Here is a 20,806-nt window from a genome sequence, read left to right on the forward strand (position 1 = left end):
GAAAACTCATGATAAAATGAGTTTTTACTCATAACAAATACAACATGACATTTACCCAGCTTGAAATTTTTGCACTCATTGCTGAACTAAAAAGCTTCACTGCTACTGCAGAAAAGCTGGGAATTTCACAGTCGGCAGTTTCTCATGCACTTAAATCATTAGAACAACAATGGGGCATTAACCTAATTTCAAGAACCCAAAGTGATATTGAGCTGACTACGACAGGTCAGCAGCTTCTTACACATGTAAAAGAGCTATTGAGTATTTCTGATACCTTAGAAAAAGAAGTGGCTGCAATCCACGGTTTAAACGAAGGCACATTACGTATTGGATCTTTTGGGGCTTCATCCTCTATTTATCTATTGCCTGAAATTTTAGAAACCTTTCGGCAGCGCTACCCTAAAATCGAAATTTATATTGATGAAGGTGAAGATAAAGAAGTTGCCCAGTGGCTATTGGAACGGCGTATAGAAGTTGGTTTCTTGATTATGCCAGATGAGCGATTCGATACATTCCCTTTAATTGAAGATCGTTTTGTTGCCCTAATTCCGAATAGTTACTCGCTCGCCCAACAACTCTATATTGATCCAGTACAGCTAGAAAATTGCCCTTTTATTATGACAATGGCGGGGAGTCGACATCAGGTCGAATTAATTTTAAAAAACTTTGATGTGAAACCAGACATCAAGTTTTATGTTTCACAAATTCTAAGTATCGTTAGCATGGTTCACAATCAATTAGGGATTTCTATTGTCTCTGATATGGTGCTCACCAAAGAGTTACTGTCACTTTATCCCAACGTGGTTAAACGCCCTTTTAAACCAAACCTTAAACGTTCTATTGGTCTTGCAGTCAAAAATAAAAAGCATATGAGTCCCGCTGCGAAAGCTTTTATTGAAGTCGCACAATCGGTTTGGTCAAATCATTAAATGATTACGAATAATTTTTAGGAATTTTATAACGAACTTTTTCAGGTCAATTTATAAGCACATTAGATGACTTGTAACGTAAAAAGCGCCAAAACTGCCCCTCTTTAACCAAATCAACGCACCATTTATCGCCAAAAACCACTTATTTAATCCAAATTGGTGCGCTTATTGCATATTCACTTTTATGCAATTGAGTTTGTTTCGACAAGCTTAGGTTTTTAGATTCCTTAAATCTATTTTGGTGCAATTTACAGACCCAGATTTGTTCCAAAATGGAATTTAGCACTTTTTTCGAGCATGCTATGCAAAATGTAGATCTATTTTTCTTATTACTTGGTGCTGTTTTGGTTCTTGCCATGCACGCAGGTTTTGCATTCTTGGAACTTGGTACGGTTCGCCACAAAAATCAGGTGAACGCACTTAGTAAAATTCTGACTGACTTTGCCCTTTCTGCAATCGCATATTTCTTTGTTGGCTACTACATCTCTTATGGCCAGCACTTCTTCCATGATGGTACGGTTTTATCAAGTGATCATGGCTATAACCTTATGCGTTGCTTCTTCTTACTCACTTTTGCTGCGGCAATTCCTGCCATTATTTCGGGTGGTATTGCTGAACGTGCAAAAATGCGTTCACAAGCAATTGCCACACTTGCTTTAGTTGCGCTTGTATATCCATTTTTTGAAGGTATGGTCTGGAATGGTAACTACGGTCTGCAAAAGTGGTTAGAAACAACCTTTGGCGCAGCTTTTCACGACTTTGCGGGTTCAGTCGTAGTTCATGCCATGGGCGGTTGGATTGCACTTGCTGCTGTCATTTTATTGGGTGCGCGTTCTGGTCGTTATAAGAAAGATGGTCGTGTAAGTGCTCACCCGCCATCGTCTATCCCATTTTTGGCACTTGGCTCATGGATTTTAATTGTCGGCTGGTTTGGCTTTAATGTAATGAGTGCTCAGCGTGTTGATGCAATTTCTGGCTTAGTTGCCATTAACTCACTTATGGCAATGGTTGGGGGTACAATTACAGCAAATGCGATTGGGAAAAATGACCCAGGCTTCTTACACAACGGTCCACTTGCAGGTTTAGTCGCAATCTGTGCCGGCTCTGACATTGTTCATCCAATCAGTGCACTTGTTATTGGTGGTGCAGCTGGGGCTATGTTTGTGTATCTATTCACCTATACTCAAAACAAACTTAAAGTTGACGATGTGTTAGGTGTATGGCCTTTACACGGCGTATGCGGCGCATTTGGTGGTATTGCAGTAGGCCTATTTGGTCAACAATGGCTTGGTGGCTTAGGCGGCGTATCATTCATCTCACAGCTCATCGGGACAGCGCTCGCGATCGCTATTGCGCTTGCGGGTGGCTTTATTGTTTACGGCTTGCTTAAAGCAACTATCGGCATTCGTTTATCTCAAGAAGATGAGTTTCGTGGTGCAGATTTGTCTATTCATAAAATTTCAGCAAACTCTGAAGAGGGTATGTTTTAATACTTTCTAAAGTGCTCAGGGCGACGATACTTCTCGTCGCTTTTTTATTTTTAAGGAAAATTGAACTTCTTTCTTCAGTATAGTTTAAGAGCAATTTAAGTTTTATTTTATGTAATGCCTTTACCCACAATCTAATTGATGTTGCACGGCATGAATCAACAAAAACAATTTTTCCAGATTAATATCATTCTTCTGTTTTTCAGTTTTTTTCTGCTTTTAATCGTTTTTCCAGTGGGTGGGAAAATTGATATGTACCTCATCCAGCCTTGGATTGATTCAACAGGTCATTTTTTCAATCGAGACAATTGGTATCTGGAAAGGCTTAATCATGAAATTGTAAAACAGATCATTACTGGCATTTATGTCATCTTTTTCGGTCTATGGCTTGCGTCATTTAAAGTTGAGAAATTAAAGCTTTATCGCTGGCAATATGGTTATATGTTTTTTGTGAGCATGATTGGTAGCGCACTGGTTGGTCTCTTAAAATCACAATCGGCTCATGCCTGCCCTTGGAATATGGTTCATCCGACTGCTTTAAGTTATGTATGGGATTTTACTGCTAAGCATGGGCATTGTTTTCCGGGCGGCCATGCAAGCGCTGGCTTTATTTTAATGACAGGTTATTTTGTTTATCGTCTTGAACAACCCAAACGTGCCTATTTTTATCTCATTTCAGGCATTTTATTAGGTTTTATGATGGGATGGGCACAAATGATGCGTGGAGCACATTTCCTGAGTCATAATTTATGGACAGGTTGGGTAGTTTGGGCGGTAAATATCTTATTTTATGCCGTTTGTATTCACCGCTTTGAGTTTGAAAAACGAATCAAACAAGAACTTATCTAACTCAAGTCCTTGTTTCGTGAACATGTAAAATCTTTGGAAGTTTAACCAAAACCGAAAGTCCACCAAGCTCTAAACTTCTGTCTAGTGTCAAATTCCCACCTAAACGTTGAGTTGCTCGATCAACAATGGATAGACCTAAACCACTCCCCACTTCAAGATGATGATGTACACGATAAAAACGCTTTAGGACTTTATCATAATGTTCTGGGTCGATCCCCGCGCCGCTATCTTCAATTTGTATACATGCATCGCCATCTGTTGCAGTGAAAACAGAAATATTAATCATCCCTTCATGGGGCGTATATTTGATAGCGTTATCAATTAAGTTAAAAATAATTGAATGAACTGTTGGCTCAACACTATGCATTTCAATTGGTTCGTTACGAACAAACCCCAAGTCAATTTCTTTTTGCATAGCCAGATTAACAAGCTGCTCAACGCAATTCAAAGCGACATCATTAAGCTGAAAAGCCCTCGTCGGTTCAATCACACTTAAAGAAACATCCTGCTTAGCCAGCGCTAAAAGCTGTGTCACCAAGTGCTGAATACGCGCTAATCCTTTACTCAAATTTTGCAGCGATTCCTGCTCAGGAAATTGACTAATTAAAATTTTAGTTTGTAAATTTAGAGCAGTCACAGGGGTTCTGAGTTCATGGGCTGCATCTGCAATGAACTGTTTCTGCTCGTTTTGTGCCTTAGAAATGCGCTCGAAAAGTCGATTCATTTCATCAATTGTAGGTAACAATTCTTGAGGATAATCTACAACTTCAATAGGCGTCAGCTCTTCTGAGTCACGATGGGTCAGTTCATTTTTAAAGTCATCGATCGGCTTCAGCCCACGACGAATAATTGCAGCTAAAGCAAAAATCGCAAATGGTAAGATAATCAAATATGGAATGAACATGCTACCTGCAAGTTCCCAAGCAAAAGCCTCACGAACCTTTTCTTGCTGGCTAATCTGAATCTGGTAATCCTTTAACGGTAAAACATAGGTACGGATTAAGCCGTTACTGGTTTTATGTGAGTAAAAGCCAGCTTGTGCAACAGGTGGAACCAATAAATGGAGATGGTGTGATAAATGGGCTTGATCTTTATAAGCCCAAATATCTACAAACAGATCTTCTTCATGATAAGTTTTATGAAAATCAAATTCACTGCTTACCGTTTTTAATGGATATTCAGCTGTTCGCTCAGCTAAATAACGCATTTGGGTATCTAAAATTTCATCAACTTCTTGCAGTGCAACTTTATACGCACTAAAAATTAATATACAACCTAAGATGACACTGAAAATTGAGGTGCCCCAAATCAGTCGTTTTTTTAATGAATAATGCACTGTTATGAAGTTCCAAAATTAAGTTACGATTGCCCTAAACGGTAACCCAATCCTCGAATAGTTCGGATAAAGTCTTTCCCGAGTTTAGCTCTCAGGTGATGCACATATACTTCAATCGTATTACTGGTCACATCACTATCGAAATCATATAACTTATCTTCAAGATTTGCTTTAGAAAAGATTTTATTTGGGTGGCTCATTAAAGGAATCAGAATTGCCCACTCACGATTAGACAAATCAATACGCTGTCCTTTGAATGTAGCAATGTGTTGTTCAACATTTAAAACCAGATCACCACTTTGTAATAGTTGCTCATGATTCGCAAGCTGAGCCTCTACGCCACTACGGCGTAATAGCGCATGAATACGAGCAAGTAATTCATCAAACTCGTATGGTTTGATCAAGTAATCATCTGCACCATGGTTTAAGCCATCAACACGGTTTTGTAACTGATCTCGCGCTGAAATAATTAAGACGGGAGTTGCTGCTCTTTGGCGAATTTGCTTTAAGACCTGCATGCCATCCATCATAGGTAGTCCTAAGTCCAAAAGAATTAAATCGAATTTATTTTTAGCCAACTGAGCCAGACCGTCTAAGCCATTATTGACCCACTCCACTTCAAATTGATGATATTGCAGCAACGTTATTGTTGACTCTGCAATCATAAAATCATCTTCAATCATCAAGATTTTTGTCATGTTCTAGGCTCGCTTTAATTCACATGGGCACAAGAGTGCAGCATATCCAGTTGAGGGTTGATGACCTGAGTTTTTACACCTAACAAACTCAGTAAGCTTGGGAATAAATTATCCTGACTTAACTTTTCTTTCGTTTGTTGGCCTAAACAACTTACTTGTGCAAGGTTGTGTTGTTTCCAGCTATCAGAAAACCACATCATCATTGGTACATGCGTTTGTTGGGTCGGTGCAATTGCATACGGTGAACCATGTAAATATAAACCATGTTCACCCGTTGATTCACCATGATCAGATAAATACCATAAACCTGTTTGATATTTCGATAATTCTTTTAGGTTATTAATGATCTGACTTAACACATGGTCTGTATATACAATCGTGTCATCATAACTATTTAATAACTCTGTTTGAGAACATCCCTGTATCGCATTAGTATCACAAGTCGGTTTAAACGATTGATATTGGGCAGGTGCACGCTTGTAATAGGCTGGACCATGACTTCCGACTTGATGTAAAACAATGAGTCGCGGACGAGTGTCTTCTTTAGGAATAGTCGCTAAATACTCATTTAAGCTATCGATTAAAATATCATCATAGCATTCGCCATCTTTACACCATTTTTGCTTTAACTTTTCAGGTATTTTGTACTGTTCAACACGATCACAAGTACCCTTACAACCAGAATTATTATCAATCCAAGTTACTTGGTAACCCGCACGTTTAGCAATGTCCAATAGACCTTCACGGTGACTTGCTAACTGTTCATCATAGTCAATGCGAGGCATTCCAGAGAACATACATGGAACCGACACAGCAGTTGCTGTACCACATGAACTGACTTGGGAAAAATTCAAAATATCTTGTTTAGAAAGTTCCGGATTCGTATTTTTCGGATAACCATTTAATGCAAAACTTTCCGCACGAGCTGTCTCACCTACCACCAAAACCATTAATTTAGGCAAGTTGCTTTGTACTTGCTGAACTTGATGAGCATCTTCTCCATAATGTATAAGTGGCAAGTTCTTCTTAGGCGCCATTTTGTGATAATAAGACATTAAAGATGAAATGCTATTTTGTGGTGAGATCATACCTTTTAAATCACGATGCTCACGGAAAATAGATGCAAAATCAACATAGTAAACAAATAGTAAAATACCCACGATTGCACATGAGGCTACAATCGAACCAAGCTTTTTCATCAATAAATAAGATACTTTTTCTTGTTTAAGTTTTACCTGAGTAATTAAAATAATCGGCAAAGCAACAAAGAAAACTGTCCAAAGCCCGAAACGCAATGAAATTAAATCAGAAACTTCAGAGACATCGGTTTGTATCATATTTTGAATCTGATCAGGTGAGATAATTACACCTAATGTATTGACGAAATAAGAGCTAAAACCACCAATCACGATCAGTAAAATTGCAAAAATTTTAGCAGTCCATTTCCAGTTTAAAATCTGTAAAACCGCATAATAAGCAGCAACCACAATAACTACTGTAGCAGCTAGAAATAGAATAGCCTTTATTCCAAAATATGGAGTTAAAAGATGTACTTGGTGATAAAAACCAATATTTAGAACTGCCCCTAACCAAATGGCTATAATCAAATTAAACATAAACAGCGAAATCTGTTTATGTTTTAAAGTAGAAAAAAAATTCAGCATCTTGGGTGACTACAATCTTTTTATGATGCTCTAATGTAGAAATTGAAACTTAAAAATGACTTAAATAAAAAATGATCTAATTCAGGAGCTTTAAAGCATACTAATTCTTTTAATTTATATAAAAAAAGACGAGGTTAGATTTAACCTCGTCTTTTGAGTTTTTAACTAAATATTGTTTTTAGAAACTATATTTAGCCATTAAACCAACACGGTTGTCTTTGTAAGATTTACCTTCAAAAGTATCACGTTTACCGTTTACGTATTCAACGCCTAAATCAATTGGTTTAACTGGTGTATAGATGAAGTTAATCCATGCTTGTTGAACTTTTTCATTTGCAGATGCATTCAATCTTGCAAAATCAGTACCGTCATCAGAGAACTGCGCGCCATATGCTAAAGTAGAACGTAAGTTAGGTAAAATCTTATAAGTTCCACCCACTTGTACTGCTACAAATTCATTTTGCTCAATAGAATTACCTTCTACTGCATAAGGAGTGTTACTACCATATAAGTAGCTATTATCACCAACAACATATGATGCATCAGCAAAGAGTTTTAAAGGATCAGACACTTTAAAGTCAGTACCAACAGCTACACCCCAGCCAGTTTTATCATCATCAGCAAGTTGTGATTTATAATTTTCTACTAGAACACGAGCTGAAGCAGAGCCTCTGCCTTCTGCATAGCCTTGAGTGATTTTAGCAGTTAATGCAGGTAGGCTATACTTAATGCTATCGCCTGCTACCGAAGTAGTGCTATCACCTTTTTCAGCAGAAACAAATAATTGTGTAGTTGGTCCTAACTTGTAGTTATAACGTACTTGAGGTACACGTTTAGTACCACCACCAATGTTTGTCGAGAAGTCGATCATTTCTGGTGCATGGTTAGACAAGAAGTTAGACGTTGTTTGACCAAACAACCAGTTATTATAAGTTAAATAAGCATGACGAATACGCAATGAGCCATTTGAATCTGTTGTTGAGCCAGCAAAATCGACTTCGACCTTACCACCTACTTTGTTGTCTCCAACAGGCGTATTAAAGTCTAAACCAAGGCGTGTTGTTTTAGCAGTCGCACGTAATTTATCATGAGTTTTACCGTCTGACTTACTTACATCACCAAAGTCGTTATCCGCACCTTCAATAATATAGTTAGCATCACCACGAACAAAACCATATAGGTTCACATCAGCACCAGCTTTAGATTTAAATCCTGCTAATGGAGAAGCTGGTGCAGCAGCTTGAGGTTGTGCCTTAACTTCTGCTAACTGTACTTGCTGTTGTTGCTGTACTTGCTGTTGTTGTTGCTGAACTTGACGTTGTTCTTGAATTAAAGCTTTTAACGCTTCAACTTCTTTACGAAGCTGTTGAATTTCCGCTTTGTCGGAAGTCGCAGCATGTGCCCCACTCATCATTAAAGCTGTAACTGTAAGAGCTAAACTTTTAATAACGAAAGATTTACGATTAAGGAATAGATCCATCAAAAACTCCTAAAAATATATTTTATGTTGCCTATCCATGCCAAGTTGATTTACGCCATTAAATTAGGGGCTAAAAAATCAACTCTCCTCCACATTGGTTACATTAATTTTATTACCGCAACCAAAACCAATTTCAACGTTGTGCAAGACTAAAACCGATAAACAAAGACATAAAAAACATACTTTGATTTACAGATTTTTACCTTAACTTCATGTTGTAACGAATCCTACACAACTCTCTTATCTTATAGAATGATTAAATCGTTATTTCATTATTCTTTTTTAGACTTTAGGCTAATAACCAATCTAATTGAACATTCTTCTGCCCATTTTGATTGATTCACATGATTTTTCTTGTTATCCAAATCCATTTTTTCTCCATTTAGCTTCCATTTGCTACCCACACAAGATGGCACAATTAATTGAGCATTTAAATAGCTAAAAATATACATTTTTAAAAACATAGACAAAGGTATTATATAAAGCTTAGATCACTACTTGAGCAATATTAAAGTTCTTTATTTCATTTAGTTAACATTATTTTTCCTGTAGTTTCTCATGTTTCCATAGGAAAATAGGCAGTAAACTGATCACTGCAATAATGACAATAGCTATCAAATAATGGAAATAACCGAGTAAATCTCCAATCACCCCACTAAAACTATAAAGAAGACCGCTAACAGTCGCCATGACTGAAACCTGAAAGGTGAAGTCTGTTCCCGCATATTCTTTTCGACTGTAATGCATGACCAGAGTCAACATAACCACCAACAGCATTGCCGAGAATGCATCTTCTAAAGCATTGACTGTATATATAACCCAGACATTCAACTGAATTTTTTGTTCATAGGCATAGGCTAAATAAGCATAGGCTCCTAGACTCATAATTTTAAAAATTGAAAAGCCAATTAATGCTGCTGGTCTTGAAAAGTATTTAAGCACGCCTCCTGCTATTGCCGCCCCAGCGAGTGCTGCTACTGCACCGAGCATCGTGATGTAAACACCAATTTGAGTAAAACTTAATCCTATATCCACCATTAAAGGTTTAAGTAATGGCCCTGCTAAGCCGTCTGCTACTTTAAAAGTGATCAGTACCATTAACCAAGAGCGGAGCTCTTTATTTTGAGAGAAATATCTTAGGTAAGCTTTAATTTTTAGGACTAAATTTTGCTGATCAAGTTTGAGTTCGCAACTCGCATGAGAAGAATGTTGAGGCTCTTTAAATAACCAAACTGGTAGAGTATTTAAAAATACTATGGTTGCTAATAGCAAAAAAGTGGGTTGCCATGTTAACCAGTCTAAGCACCAAAGTACGGCGCCTCCCCCAACAATAAAACCTAACCGCGAACCAATGACCTGAAATGTATTGCCCCAATGCTGCTGATCATGTTTTAACAAGTTGACTGCTAAAGCATCGGTAGCAATGTCTTGTGTTGCTCCAGTTAAGTTCATAAAAAGAAGGGAAATAAAAAATGCGAATAAATAAATAGGTTGATCTAAAGCTTGAACAGGGAAAAAAGACAAAATACACAGTACACCCACAGTCAAAAACTGAGTAGGTAGAATCCAACTACGATAATGTCCTAAACGGGAAAGTGCGTGTCGGTCGACCCATGGCGCCCAAAAAATCTTGATTGACCATGGCAACATTAATAAGCCAAAGCCACCAATATGGGCGAGTGAAACTCCTTCTGCCCTTAAGATCACGGGTAAAGCATGGGTCATAAACCCAACAGGCAGTCCTTGTGCCCAATATAAGGAAAATAGCAGAAGATAAAGATTTTGCTGCCGCAACATAGAAACCTACTTTTTATTTGTTTAATGAGGAATAACATCAAATGTCATGTTGTTCTTACATTTTGCCAATGAAGCATATATTTCAAAAGATTAAGATAAAACTAGGACAAGTTAAAATTTAAAAAAATATGGATCAACATTTCCCTAATTTACCTGATTTGGTGCCTCAACGCGGTACTGCTTTAAGCCGAGCACTATTTAAAAAACTTTTTTTAGCGCAAGGCTGGACAATTGAAGGCGAAGTTCCTAATTTTCCAAAAGCAGTGGCAATTATTTCCCCCCATACTTCCAATATTGATGGATGGTATGGCTTTCTTGCGATTTTCGGATTAGGTATCCAAATTACAGTATTGGGTAAAGATGCCCTTTTTAAACCACCGTTTAAACGAGCTTTAGATTGGGCTGGGGTCATTCCAGTTAAACGTGACACAGCCAATGGACTTACTGAGCAAGTCGTTGCAACCATTCAAAAATATGACAAGATCTGGATTGGAATGGCGCCCGAAGGCACACGTAAAAAAGCAAAAAAAATGAAAAGTGGCTTTTATCATATCGCTGCAAAAGCCAATATTCCCATTGTGATGTTTTCTTTTGATTATGATCACAAGACGATTCACTGCTTAGGTCACCTAAACCCAAGTGGCAACTATGATGAAGATCTCACCAAGATTTTTGAGCGTTATGAAGGAAAAATTTCACCTAAAAATCGCAATTGGCTTGCCGAACCTTTACAAAATCTAGTGAAAAAAACCTAGCAAAAATTGAGCAAATCTGGTCTCATGAGCCCTCTTAATTTATCTCGACGTAGATTATTTTTAAAGATGAAAATTGCTCAATTTGCCAGTATTGGATTTATCTCTCTAGCACTATTTGGCTGTGATAAATTTAGCAAAACACCAACACCGACAACCTCAATGAAAGCCCGTGAACCTGTGATTGCACTTGCTTTAGGTGGCGGTGGAGCAAAAGGATTTTCACACATTGGTGTAATTAAGGTTTTAGAGTCTCACGGAATTAAACCTAAAATTGTCACGGGTACCAGTGCCGGTAGCTTTGTTGGAAGTATCTACGCAAGTGGACAAACGCCTTATCAGTTGCAAAGTCTAGCGCTGAAGTTACAAGAATCAGATATCCGCGATTTAACACTTAATCGTCAGGGTATTATTCTAGGACAAAAGTTACAGGACTACGTTAACCGTAATGTAGGCAATAAACCGATTGAGAAGTTCCCAATCCGTTTTGCTGCCGTGGCAACACGCCTTGATAATGGTCAAAAAGCTGACTTCATTAAAGGTAATGCAGGCCAAGCAGTGCGTGCATCTTGCAGTATTCCAAATGTGTTTGTACCAACAACAATTGGCAAGCAGAAATATGTCGACGGTGGATTGGTTAGCCCAATTCCTGTTAAAACAGCTCGTGACATGGGTGCAGATATTGTCATTGCAGTCGATATTTCTGCGCGTCCAGCAGGAAACCGCCCAGCAAACATGTGGGGATTACTGGATCAAACTATTAATATCATGGGTCAACAAAGTATTAATGAAGAGCTCAAGCAGGCCAATGTTGTCATTCAACCTAAAGTTGGTCACCTAGGTACTCTTGATCTCAAATCAAGTAACCAAGCAATTTTGGAAGGCGAAAAAGCAGCTCAAGCGCAAATACGCCAAGTTGAAACTGCAATTGCAAACTTCAAAAAATCTCCAGCTGCGTTTAAGCCTGCACCACGCCCTAAATTCTAATTGAGGTGGTTTTTTTCTATCCACACTCCCCATCATCTGCTACAGTGGTAAAAGTGATATTGAGTCACTTTTACCCATCATAAAGATATATAAAAGAGCAGATCTATGGAGTTTGTTATACAACCTTGGCACTGGTTTGTATTGGGTATCTTACTTATTCTTTCTGAACTGATTCTACCCGCCTTTGCCGCGCTTTGGTTTGGTATTGCCGCCATTATGGTGTGCTTTCTCTACTGGTTATTTCCAGATATTAGCCTCACAACGCAAATTGTATTGTGGATAGCTCTGTCAGTGCTATGCACCATTCTTTGGTTCAAATTTATTAAACCATTATCAATTGATAAAACTAAAGCGGGATTACCCCGTGAAGCGACGATTGGTCAAATTGGTATGGTGATCCAAACCGGTCTCGACCATGATCAAATTATTGTTCGCTTTCCAATGCCTATTTTAGGGGCCGATGAGTGGAACTGCCGAAGCACCACACCAGTCAAAGTCGGTGACCGTGTTAGAGTTATTGATATTTCGGGTAACGACTTAATTGTCCAGTCCCATGGTACTTCATAAACATTAAAGATAAAGAGAGGGTATTTTCATGCCAGTCGGTACTATTATTGTTTTAGCCTTTTTGGCTTTTGTGGCTGTCACCATTTTTAAAGGGGTTCGTATTGTTCCTCAGGGTTATAAGTGGATTGTTCAACGTTTAGGGAAATATCATTCTACCCTTAATCCGGGGCTTAATTTTGTGATTCCCTATGTCGATGAAGTGGCTTATAAAGTTACCACTAAAGATATTGTGTTAGATATCCCATCTCAAGAAGTGATTACGCGCGACAATGCTGTATTACTCATGAATGCTGTGGCATATATTAATTTAACCACACCAGAAAAAGCGGTTTATGGTATTGAAAACTATACATGGGCAATTCAAAACCTTGTACAAACTTCATTACGTTCTATTGTCGGTGAAATGGATCTAGATGATGCTTTGTCTTCACGAGATCATATTAAAGCGAAGCTCAAAGCTGCTATTTCTGATGATATTTCAGATTGGGGTATCACTTTAAAAACTGTTGAAATTCAAGATATTCAACCCTCTTCTACCATGCAAGCTGCCATGGAAGCTCAAGCTGCCGCAGAACGTCAACGCCGTGCTACAGTAACGAGAGCTGATGGTGAAAAACAAGCTGCAATTTTAGAAGCTGATGGTCGCTTAGAAGCATCCCGCCGTGATGCAGAAGCACAAGTTGTTTTGGCAGAAGCTTCACAAAAAGCCATTGAGATGGTGACAAGTGCAGTGGGTGATAAAGAAACGCCTGTTGCTTATCTGTTAGGTGAACAGTATGTCAAAGCAATGCAAGATATGGCGAAATCAAGCAATGCTAAAACTGTGGTTTTACCAGCCGATGTTTTAAATACAATTCGCGGAATTATGGGAAAACATAATTAATTTAGGAACTTTCAATACGTAATTGAAATAAAAACGGCGACTACTATGTCGCCGTTTTATATTGAGTATTATTGGTTGTTTAATCTTTTTTGATCTTTCAAAGGTAGCTTTTTTACGACCAAGTCATAAGAGTCGTGAATCAAGTCTTGAAGTAAATCGCTTGTTAAGTTCTTATGCGGTGTAATCGAAATCCAGTGCTTTTTATTCATGTGATAACCCGGAATAATAAATGAATAGAGCTCCTGATATTCCTGACTTTTATAGGGATCACTTTTGACATTAACTATTTTGACGTCAGCTACTTCTGCGGTCAGCATGAACATTTTTTCTAAAATTTTAAAAACTTCATATTCAGGCCCAAATGGATGATCCTGTTGGCTAAAAGGAAGATTGCGAGCGATTTCAATTGCAGCTTGATGAAGCTGAGCACCATTCATTCTTTTCTCCCTTATTCATTGAATATGAATAGAAGTTATGAATATTGATTTAATATTATTAATTGGTACGTGCTAAAAGGAATTGTGAGATATCTACTAATTCTTTTGCATCGTCACCAAAGTGAGCTAAGGCTTCAAAAGCTTGATCATGCAATTCTTTAGCATAGGACTTTGCTTGTTCGAGACCCATTAAAGCTGGGTACGTCGATTTTTGTACTTGTTCATCCTTACCTGCGGTTTTACCCAAGGTTTCGGTACTCGAAGTAATATCAAGAATATCGTCTAATACTTGAAAAGCCAAACCAATCGTCTGCCCATATTGACGTAACTTTGGAATTGCTTGATCTGTTCCAGAGAAAATGGTCACGGCACCCATCATAATGGCAGCCTGAATGAGCGCACCAGTTTTATTGCGATGGATATTTTCAAGTTCGTCTTGAGTAATTTTCTTACCTTCAGCTTGCAAATCTAATACCTGTCCAGAGACCATTTTGGAGCTGGCAGTTGCTAAAATCTGCATTTGTTTTAATACAATCGCGGCATCGGTACCCTGCCCTTGTTCATCGAACAAACGGCTCCCTAAAATCTCAAAAGCCATTGATTGTAAAATGTCGCCTGCAAGCAAAGCCGTATCTTCACCAAACGCAACATGACAAGTCGGCTGACCACGACGCAGTAAATCATTGTCCATACAAGGCAAGTCATCATGCGCTAGTGAGTAACAATGAATAAGTTCAACTGCAACCGCAGCACGGCGAGCCGCAGCAAAATTCGGATTTGGCTGTAAAGAAGCCGTGGCATAACATAAAGCTGGACGCACACGTTTTCCACCAAGCATGACTGCATGGTGTACTGCACTTTTTAAAGGTTCTGGAATTGAAAATGCGGCCAGTGTCGTCAATAAATCTTGTTGAATACGTTGTTGAGCTTGTTTTAAAACATCCGCATTAACTTGAGAGAGTGATGACACAGTCGCCTCGATAAAATCAGTAGAGAAATTTTATTGAATGTCATGAAGCATTCATGCGCTACATCATACACGATTCACTATGAAAAGTGCGTGATGAGTTTTCGAAGGCCCATGTAAAAAAGCCTCTACAAAATGGAGAGGCTTTTTTACATTCTTAAGTGACTTTTAGAAACTGTCACCCGGAACGCGTACCCAACCTTCCATTAACACACGCGCACTACGACTCATAATTGCCTTTTTAACAATCCACTGGCCATTAGTAAGTTCTGCTTGAGCACCAACACGTAATGTCCCAGATGGATGACCAAAGCGTACTGCTTCACGCTCACCGCCGCCAGCTGCTAAATTTACCAATGTGCCCGGAATAGCAGCAGCCGTACCAATCGCCACCGCTGCTGTTCCCATCATTGCATGGTGAAGTTTACCCATCGACAAAGCACGAACCAGTAAATCAACGTCATTCTCTGAAACGTTTTTACCGCTTGATGCCGTATAGCTCTTCGGTTTAGAAACAAAGGCAATTTTGGGTGTGTGCTGACGCGCTGCTGCTTCTGAAATATCTTTAATTAAGCCCATCTGAACTGCACCATAGGCACGAATTTTTTCAAAACGTGCTAATGCTGCTGCATCACCATTAATATGATCTTGTAATTCAGTACCTTCGTAGCCTAAATCTTCTGCATTTAAGAAAATGGTTGGAATACCTGCATTAATGAATGTCGCTTGAAAACTACCAATTTCTGGAACATCTAATTGGTCAACAACATTCCCTGTCGGGAACATATCACCGCCTTCTTCACCATCATCAGCAGGATCTAAGAACTCAATTTGAACTTCAGCGGCAGGAAACGTCACTCCATCCAGTTCAAAATCTCCAGTTTCTTGAACCTGTCCATTGGTAATAGGCACATGCGCAATAATAGTTTTTTGAATATTTTTTTTCCAGATTCGAACCGTGCATAGACCATTTTCTGGAATACGATCGGCATCAACCAAACCGTTTGAAATCGCAAAAGAACCAACAGCCGCAGTCAAATTACCGCAGTTACCACTCCAATCTACAAAAGCTTGATCAATTGAAACCTGACCAAACAAATAATCGACATCATGATCTGACTGCGTACTTTTAGCGAGAATAACTGTTTTGCTGGTACTCGAAGTGGCACCACCCATTCCATCAATTTGTTTTCCATAAGGATCCGGACTACCAATGACACGTAGTAACAGCTGATCTCTTGCTTGACCTGCAACTTGAGCTATTTCCGGCAAATCATCAAGTTTAAAAAAGACACCTTTACTCGTTCCACCACGCATATAAGTTGCTGGAATTTTAATTTGCGGTACTGAGCTCATATCAACTGTTATCCTTACTATTATGTTCTTCTATATCAAAACAAGCATTCTTGTTTACCCTTCTCTTCATCTTAAATTGTTTTAAGGCCAAGAGATAGCGATCTGCTTTATACATCAATCGTATTGACGCGAGCATATTTTGTGAATTTAACAATGCTCTTGCAATGACTTAATCTAAGCAAAATCTAAGAAAAAAAGTCTATCTGAAATTATATTTTTTAGAGTACTTTTCACTCGAAATAGAAATATTAAATGCAAGATTATGATTTTAAATAGTTTTTATAATTACTTTTCAGTCACTGCTTATTAATTTGTAGTCTAGGCTAAAATAACTCCATCTATTAGAATAATTTACTTATTCATAGTGAGTGAAGACCTTTGACCAACGAATCTTCTACACTTCAACGAGGACTAAAAAATCGACATATCCAATTAATTGCTATGGGTGGAGCAATTGGTACCGGATTATTTTTAGGCTCGGCGCAAGTGATTCAATCTGCGGGACCATCCATTATTTTAGGATATGCCATTGGTGGCTTAATTGCTTTTTTAATTATGCGCCACCTGGGAGAAATGATTGTTGAAGAACCTGTTGCAGGATCGTTCAGCCATTTTGCGTATAAATACTGGGGGAAATTTCCCGGATTTTTAACTGGATGGAATTATTGGATACTCTACGTTCTGGTTGCGATGAGCGAACTCACCGCAGTGGCCAAATATATTAATTATTGGTGGCCTCATATTCCAGCGTGGACGTCTGTCTTATTTTTCTTTGTCGTGATTACGGCAATTAACCTAACAAACGTCAAATTTTATGGTGAGTCCGAATTCTGGCTCGCTATTATTAAAGTTGCTGCGGTCATCTCTATGATTGTTTTTGGACTCTATTTGCTATTTACAGCAGATGTAGGCTCAAATATTTCATTTAGTAACCTTTGGTCTCATGGTGGATTTTTTCCAAATGGCTTTAGCGGCCTCTTCTATATGTTGGCTTTCTTGATGTTCGCCTTTGGTGGTATCGAACTGATTGGTATGGCCGCAGCAGAAGCAAAAGATCCGAAAAAAACGATTCCAAAAGCAATTAACCAAGTCGTTTTCCGTATCTTGATTTTCTATATCGGTTCATTGGCAATTTTACTTTCATTAGTGCCGTGGAACCAATTAGATCTTGGCGGTCTCGACAAAAGTCCATTTGTTATGATTTTTAGCCAAATGGGTATTGGTTGGGCTGCACACTTACTTAACTTTATTATTTTAACTGCTGCTCTATCTGTTTATAACAGTGGGATGTTTGCAAATAGCCGTATGCTATACAGTCTCGCTCAACAAGGGAATGCACCAAAAGTTTTTGCAAAAACCAATAAACAGGGGGTTCCTATTCCCGCTGTTCTGCTTTCTGCTTTATTAATCTTTGGTTGCGTTCTTTTAAATTACTTTGTACCTGAAGATGCTCTTGGACATCTCATGTATGTTGTAGTTGGTGCACTTGTTCTAAACTGGGCAATGATATCAATTACACACTTGAAGTATAGACGCTTTGTTAAGCACGCGAATATTAAGACATCTTTTCCAGCGTTATGGTCACCTTTTAGTAATTACTCAGTTTTAGCGTTTATTGCTGTGGTTCTCTATATTATGTGGACTCAAGGCTTCAAAGAGTCAGTAATGATGATCCCTATTTGGATTACGGCAATGCTTGTACTTTTTGACTATTTAAATCCTAAAAAACTAGATTCCATTGAGAATCCTGAAGAATAAATAAATCTAAAAAGCCATTGTCTAGACAATGGCTTTTTTATTTAAAACTACAAGATTAAAGCCATATCTGAATCTCAGTTTAAAGCCACTGTTTCGTATCATCAGCGACAGGTGTGCCATGAATAACGTGCATAATCATTGCATGAGCAATACTGCCCTTAAATGGAATTTCAGGTAATTGATTAAATTTGAAAAACTGAGCATCGCTAAGTTCTTTCTCCTGAATTTCAATTTCGCCCGCTTCATATTCAGCTTTAAAAGCCAACATTAAGTTACTCGGAAATGGCCATGGTTGGCTCGCCAAATACTGAATATTCTTAATTTGTAATCCAACTTCTTCTAATGTTTCACGTCGAACAGCATCTTCTAGTGCTTCCCCTACCTCGACAAAGCCAGCGATTAAACTGTACATCTGGCTCGTATTTCTGGCATTTTTAGCCAGCAAAATCTCGTCCTCTCCACGTGTAATAATAGTAATCACACAAGGATTAACTCTAGGATATTGACTAAAATTACATGCAGGACAAGTCATAGAATATTCGGTCTTATGCTGTTGGGTTTTATGTCCGCAACGGCTACAAAACTGATGATTACGACGCCACTCTAGCAACTGAAAAGCGCGACTTGCCTGCTCAAACTGAGGTTTAGTCCAATACTGTAAGAGTTGGCGAATGGGTATGAACTGATATCCTTTTGGTATAAGTTCGCTTTCTTGGAAATCTCTTGCTATTACTAGAGGGTCTGCTTGTATAGGTAAATCATATTCCTGCTGTTCAAGGCAAGGTAGATTAAAATTCGCATCAACCAAAAGTTGTTGCTGCTGAAAAATATAAGCAATAGGAAGGTTGTTGGTATCCATTTATATACTCGAGTGAAGAACCTTTCGACGGCCTCTATAGCTCCTTCAAAAGGATCAGACTTAAAACATATTTTTCAAAAATCTTACGTATACTGGCAAACATCTTCAATTTATTTAATTTGTATCTTTTTGATTAAAATCACATTTTATTCACGCATGCTATGCTTTTAAGTTATATCTATGACTTTATAGCTAACTGACCAGTGATGAACTTAGAAGCTCTGCTTCACATAAAATTGATCTCTGAAAATATAGACTAATTTTAGTTCCATCTCATGAAGCAAAAATATGCGATTTGGTTTAATTCTGGGTGATCAATTAAATCACCAACTCGCAACGCTCAAGTATTTAAACCGGAATGAAGACATTATTTTGATGGCTGAAGTACTTGAGGAAACATCTTATGTTGCTCATCATCCACAAAAAATAGCACTGATTTTTAGTGCAATGCGTCACTTTGCAAAGGAATTAAAAGCACAGGGCTGGAAAATCCGTTATCACACATTTAAGCGCGAAAGTCATATAAAAAAGTTAGTCGACTTTATTGCTTTGCAGCAGCAACACTTCTCGGCGAATACTCTCGTCATTACCCAATGTGGTGAGTATCGCTTACAACATGAAATCGGAACTTCATGGGCTAACAAGCTAAAACTACCTGTTATTTGTTTAGAAGATGATCGATTCTTTTGTACCGTAGAACAATTCAAGCAATGGGCAAACAAATATAAAACACTAAGAATGGAATACTTTTACCGAGAAATGCGCAAGCAAACTCATTATTTAATGCATGACCAACAACCCGTTGGCGGGCAATGGAACTTTGATCAAGCCAATCGAAAAGCTTGGTCAGGCAATCCACCTTTGCCACCAAAATTAACCTTTGAGCATGATCAAATTGATATAGATGTTATTCAACTGGTCAAGAAAGAATTTTCTCAACATATCGGCAATATCAACTCCTTTCAATGGGCAACAACCCGTCAAAATGCCCTACTTGCTCTAGATCATTTTATTTCTAACAACCTACCCCACTTTGGCGATTATCAAGATGCCATGGTTTATGGTTCAGATTTTATGTTTCATAGTCTGCTCTCGCCTTATTTAAATTGTGGATTGTTATTACCAAAAGAGGTATGTGACGCTGCCCAAACAGCTTATTACAACGGACAGGCTCCCTTAAATGCAGTAGAAGGATTTATTCGGCAGATATTAGGGTGGCGGGAATATGTGCGTGGAATCTATTGGTTGTGTATGCCTGACTATAGCGATCAAAATACCCTTCAAGCCAGCACGCCGCTGCCACAATATTACTGGACGGGTAATACAAAAATGGCATGTATGGCCGAGTGTTTCAGAAATACCTTTGAACATGGCTATGCTCACCATATTCAGCGTTTAATGATTACAGGCAACTTTGCACTTTTAGCAGGTGTAAATCCATCAGAAATTTGCAAATGGTATTTAGCAGTCTATGTAGATGCTTATGAATGGGTCGAATTACCGAATACTTTAGGTATGGTGATGTATGCAGATGGCGGCATCATGGCAAGTAAACCCTATGCTGTATCAAGTAATTACATACATAAAATGTCAAATTATTGTCAGCACTGTACATATAACGTCAAAACAAAAACTGAACCAGACAGTTGTCCATTTAACAGTTTGTATTGGTATTTTATGAGCCAGCATGAGGCCATATTTCGTCAGAATCCCAGAATGTCGATGATCTACAAAAATCTTGATCGTATGAAAGATAAAGCTTCTGTCATGCAGCACGCAAAGTTACTTATTCATCAACTTGATGAGCTTTAAAATCATGAAAAAACAGCATTTACCCCAGAAAATATGTGTCTATTGTCAACGTCCTTTTGACTGGCGAAAAAAATGGGAACGTTGCTGGGAAGAAGTAAAATATTGCTCTGAAAGATGTAAAAGACAAGCCCGATCAACTAAGTAGATATTTCACTCGATTGTTTTAACTGATTCAACACGACTCTTAA

General features: G+C 38.3%; 20 protein-coding genes. 10 read left to right on the forward strand and 10 right to left on the reverse strand.

Annotated features, from left to right (window positions below):
* Window positions 1-44: 44 nt before the first annotated feature.
* The 3 genes from J690_RS18080 (at window position 45) to J690_RS18090 (ending at window position 3,265) form a co-directional block, all read left to right on the forward strand.
* On the forward strand, window positions 45-929 hold the full coding sequence (locus J690_RS18080; protein ID WP_032037337.1) for a LysR family transcriptional regulator: 885 nt from the start codon (window positions 45-47) through the stop codon (window positions 927-929).
* A gap of 302 nt (window positions 930-1,231) precedes the next feature.
* Window positions 1,232-2,419, forward strand: a complete 1,188-nt coding sequence (locus J690_RS18085) for an ammonium transporter (protein ID WP_016143347.1) — start codon at window positions 1,232-1,234, stop codon at window positions 2,417-2,419.
* Window positions 2,420-2,557: 138 nt separating this feature from the next.
* Window positions 2,558-3,265, forward strand: coding sequence for a phosphatase PAP2 family protein (locus J690_RS18090; RefSeq protein ID WP_081405231.1), 708 nt, complete (start codon window positions 2,558-2,560; stop codon window positions 3,263-3,265).
* A gap of 1 nt (window position 3,266) precedes the next feature.
* Here J690_RS18090 and J690_RS18095 read toward each other — a convergent pair whose 3' ends face one another.
* The 6 genes from J690_RS18095 to J690_RS18120 form a co-directional block, all read right to left on the reverse strand.
* Window positions 3,267-4,601 (reverse strand): two-component system sensor histidine kinase PmrB, encoded by a 1,335-nt coding sequence (locus J690_RS18095; RefSeq protein ID WP_032037340.1) that lies wholly within the window; start codon window positions 4,599-4,601, stop codon window positions 3,267-3,269.
* A gap of 23 nt (window positions 4,602-4,624) precedes the next feature.
* Window positions 4,625-5,299, reverse strand: coding sequence for a DNA-binding response regulator PmrA (locus tag J690_RS18100; protein WP_002116411.1), 675 nt, complete (start codon window positions 5,297-5,299; stop codon window positions 4,625-4,627).
* Window positions 5,300-5,313: 14 nt separating this feature from the next.
* On the reverse strand, window positions 5,314-6,963 hold the full coding sequence (locus J690_RS18105; RefSeq protein WP_032037342.1) for a phosphoethanolamine transferase: 1,650 nt from the start codon (window positions 6,961-6,963) through the stop codon (window positions 5,314-5,316).
* A 178-nt stretch (window positions 6,964-7,141) separates the two neighbouring features.
* Complete coding sequence (locus J690_RS18110) at window positions 7,142-8,443, reverse strand: DcaP family trimeric outer membrane transporter (protein WP_032037344.1); 1,302 nt, start codon at window positions 8,441-8,443, stop codon at window positions 7,142-7,144.
* A 272-nt stretch (window positions 8,444-8,715) separates the two neighbouring features.
* Window positions 8,716-8,907: a hypothetical protein gene (locus J690_RS18115; protein ID WP_050688061.1), complete on the reverse strand. Its 192-nt coding sequence runs from the start codon at window positions 8,905-8,907 to the stop codon at window positions 8,716-8,718.
* Window positions 8,908-8,980: 73 nt separating this feature from the next.
* Window positions 8,981-10,240, reverse strand: a complete 1,260-nt coding sequence (locus tag J690_RS18120; RefSeq protein ID WP_032037345.1) for an MFS transporter — start codon at window positions 10,238-10,240, stop codon at window positions 8,981-8,983.
* A 128-nt stretch (window positions 10,241-10,368) separates the two neighbouring features.
* Here J690_RS18120 and J690_RS18125 point away from each other — a divergent pair, with 128 nt between their 5' ends.
* The 4 genes from J690_RS18125 (at window position 10,369) to J690_RS18140 (ending at window position 13,429) form a co-directional block, all read left to right on the forward strand.
* The gene (locus J690_RS18125; RefSeq protein WP_032037347.1) at window positions 10,369-10,995 is read left to right on the forward strand and encodes a lysophospholipid acyltransferase family protein; all 627 of its coding nucleotides are present in this window, start codon (window positions 10,369-10,371) and stop codon (window positions 10,993-10,995) included.
* A gap of 66 nt (window positions 10,996-11,061) precedes the next feature.
* Window positions 11,062-11,979, forward strand: coding sequence for a patatin-like phospholipase family protein (locus J690_RS18130; RefSeq protein ID WP_002116244.1), 918 nt, complete (start codon window positions 11,062-11,064; stop codon window positions 11,977-11,979).
* 105 nt (window positions 11,980-12,084) lie between these two features.
* Window positions 12,085-12,546, forward strand: a complete 462-nt coding sequence (locus tag J690_RS18135) for an NfeD family protein (protein WP_032037349.1) — start codon at window positions 12,085-12,087, stop codon at window positions 12,544-12,546.
* A 28-nt stretch (window positions 12,547-12,574) separates the two neighbouring features.
* A complete protein-coding gene (locus tag J690_RS18140) occupies window positions 12,575-13,429 on the forward strand; it encodes an SPFH domain-containing protein (RefSeq protein WP_002116544.1) in 855 nt (284 codons plus the stop codon).
* A 68-nt stretch (window positions 13,430-13,497) separates the two neighbouring features.
* On the opposite strand, the gene J690_RS18145 is transcribed toward J690_RS18140, so the two are convergent.
* The 3 genes from J690_RS18145 to prpF form a co-directional block, all read right to left on the reverse strand.
* Window positions 13,498-13,866, reverse strand: coding sequence for an MmcQ/YjbR family DNA-binding protein (locus tag J690_RS18145; protein WP_032037350.1), 369 nt, complete (start codon window positions 13,864-13,866; stop codon window positions 13,498-13,500).
* 58 nt (window positions 13,867-13,924) lie between these two features.
* Window positions 13,925-14,836 (reverse strand): polyprenyl synthetase family protein, encoded by a 912-nt coding sequence (locus J690_RS18150; RefSeq protein ID WP_032037351.1) that lies wholly within the window; start codon window positions 14,834-14,836, stop codon window positions 13,925-13,927.
* A gap of 165 nt (window positions 14,837-15,001) precedes the next feature.
* Window positions 15,002-16,189, reverse strand: a complete 1,188-nt coding sequence (gene prpF / locus J690_RS18155) for a 2-methylaconitate cis-trans isomerase PrpF (RefSeq protein WP_032037352.1) — start codon at window positions 16,187-16,189, stop codon at window positions 15,002-15,004.
* Window positions 16,190-16,567: 378 nt separating this feature from the next.
* Here prpF and J690_RS18160 point away from each other — a divergent pair, with 378 nt between their 5' ends.
* Complete coding sequence (locus tag J690_RS18160) at window positions 16,568-17,947, forward strand: amino acid permease (RefSeq protein WP_032037353.1); 1,380 nt, start codon at window positions 16,568-16,570, stop codon at window positions 17,945-17,947.
* 79 nt (window positions 17,948-18,026) lie between these two features.
* Here J690_RS18160 and nudC read toward each other — a convergent pair whose 3' ends face one another.
* A complete protein-coding gene (gene nudC / locus J690_RS18165; RefSeq protein WP_032037355.1) occupies window positions 18,027-18,806 on the reverse strand; it encodes an NAD(+) diphosphatase in 780 nt (259 codons plus the stop codon).
* 288 nt (window positions 18,807-19,094) lie between these two features.
* Between nudC and J690_RS18170 the strand changes: the two genes are divergently transcribed.
* Window positions 19,095-20,618, forward strand: coding sequence for a cryptochrome/photolyase family protein (locus J690_RS18170; RefSeq protein ID WP_032037357.1), 1,524 nt, complete (start codon window positions 19,095-19,097; stop codon window positions 20,616-20,618).
* Between the two features lie 4 nt (window positions 20,619-20,622).
* Window positions 20,623-20,763 carry a DUF2256 domain-containing protein gene (locus J690_RS24005; RefSeq protein WP_081313898.1) on the forward strand — a complete coding sequence of 47 codons (141 nt, stop codon included), beginning with the start codon at window positions 20,623-20,625 and terminating at the stop codon, window positions 20,761-20,763.
* The last annotated feature ends 43 nt before the right edge of the window (window positions 20,764-20,806 follow it).

Source organism: Acinetobacter sp. 742879, assembly GCF_000588535.1.
In the GTDB taxonomy this organism is placed as follows: Bacteria; Pseudomonadota; Gammaproteobacteria; order Pseudomonadales; family Moraxellaceae; genus Acinetobacter; species Acinetobacter pittii.

Bases quoted from the DNA above. Each gene is read 5' to 3' on its own strand.
- J690_RS18080 (WP_032037337.1), top strand. From the start codon at position 45: ATGACATTTACCCAGCTTGAAATTTTTGCACTCATTGCTGAACTAAAA.
- J690_RS18085 (WP_016143347.1), top strand. From the start codon at position 1,232: ATGCAAAATGTAGATCTATTTTTCTTATTACTTGGTGCTGTTTTGGTT.
- J690_RS18090 (WP_081405231.1), top strand. From the start codon at position 2,558: ATGTTGCACGGCATGAATCAACAAAAACAATTTTTCCAGATTAATATC.
- J690_RS18100 (WP_002116411.1), bottom strand. From the start codon at position 5,299: ATGACAAAAATCTTGATGATTGAAGATGATTTTATGATTGCAGAGTCA.
- J690_RS18105 (WP_032037342.1), bottom strand. From the start codon at position 6,963: ATGCTGAATTTTTTTTCTACTTTAAAACATAAACAGATTTCGCTGTTT.
- J690_RS18110 (WP_032037344.1), bottom strand. From the start codon at position 8,443: ATGGATCTATTCCTTAATCGTAAATCTTTCGTTATTAAAAGTTTAGCT.
- J690_RS18115 (WP_050688061.1), bottom strand. From the start codon at position 8,907: ATGTTTTTAAAAATGTATATTTTTAGCTATTTAAATGCTCAATTAATT.
- J690_RS18120 (WP_032037345.1), bottom strand. From the start codon at position 10,240: ATGTTGCGGCAGCAAAATCTTTATCTTCTGCTATTTTCCTTATATTGG.
- J690_RS18125 (WP_032037347.1), top strand. From the start codon at position 10,369: ATGGATCAACATTTCCCTAATTTACCTGATTTGGTGCCTCAACGCGGT.
- J690_RS18130 (WP_002116244.1), top strand. From the start codon at position 11,062: ATGAAAATTGCTCAATTTGCCAGTATTGGATTTATCTCTCTAGCACTA.
- J690_RS18135 (WP_032037349.1), top strand. From the start codon at position 12,085: ATGGAGTTTGTTATACAACCTTGGCACTGGTTTGTATTGGGTATCTTA.
- J690_RS18140 (WP_002116544.1), top strand. From the start codon at position 12,575: ATGCCAGTCGGTACTATTATTGTTTTAGCCTTTTTGGCTTTTGTGGCT.
- J690_RS18145 (WP_032037350.1), bottom strand. From the start codon at position 13,866: ATGAATGGTGCTCAGCTTCATCAAGCTGCAATTGAAATCGCTCGCAAT.
- prpF (WP_032037352.1), bottom strand. From the start codon at position 16,189: ATGAGCTCAGTACCGCAAATTAAAATTCCAGCAACTTATATGCGTGGT.
- nudC (WP_032037355.1), bottom strand. From the start codon at position 18,806: ATGGATACCAACAACCTTCCTATTGCTTATATTTTTCAGCAGCAACAA.
- J690_RS18170 (WP_032037357.1), top strand. From the start codon at position 19,095: ATGCGATTTGGTTTAATTCTGGGTGATCAATTAAATCACCAACTCGCA.
- J690_RS24005 (WP_081313898.1), top strand. From the start codon at position 20,623: ATGAAAAAACAGCATTTACCCCAGAAAATATGTGTCTATTGTCAACGT.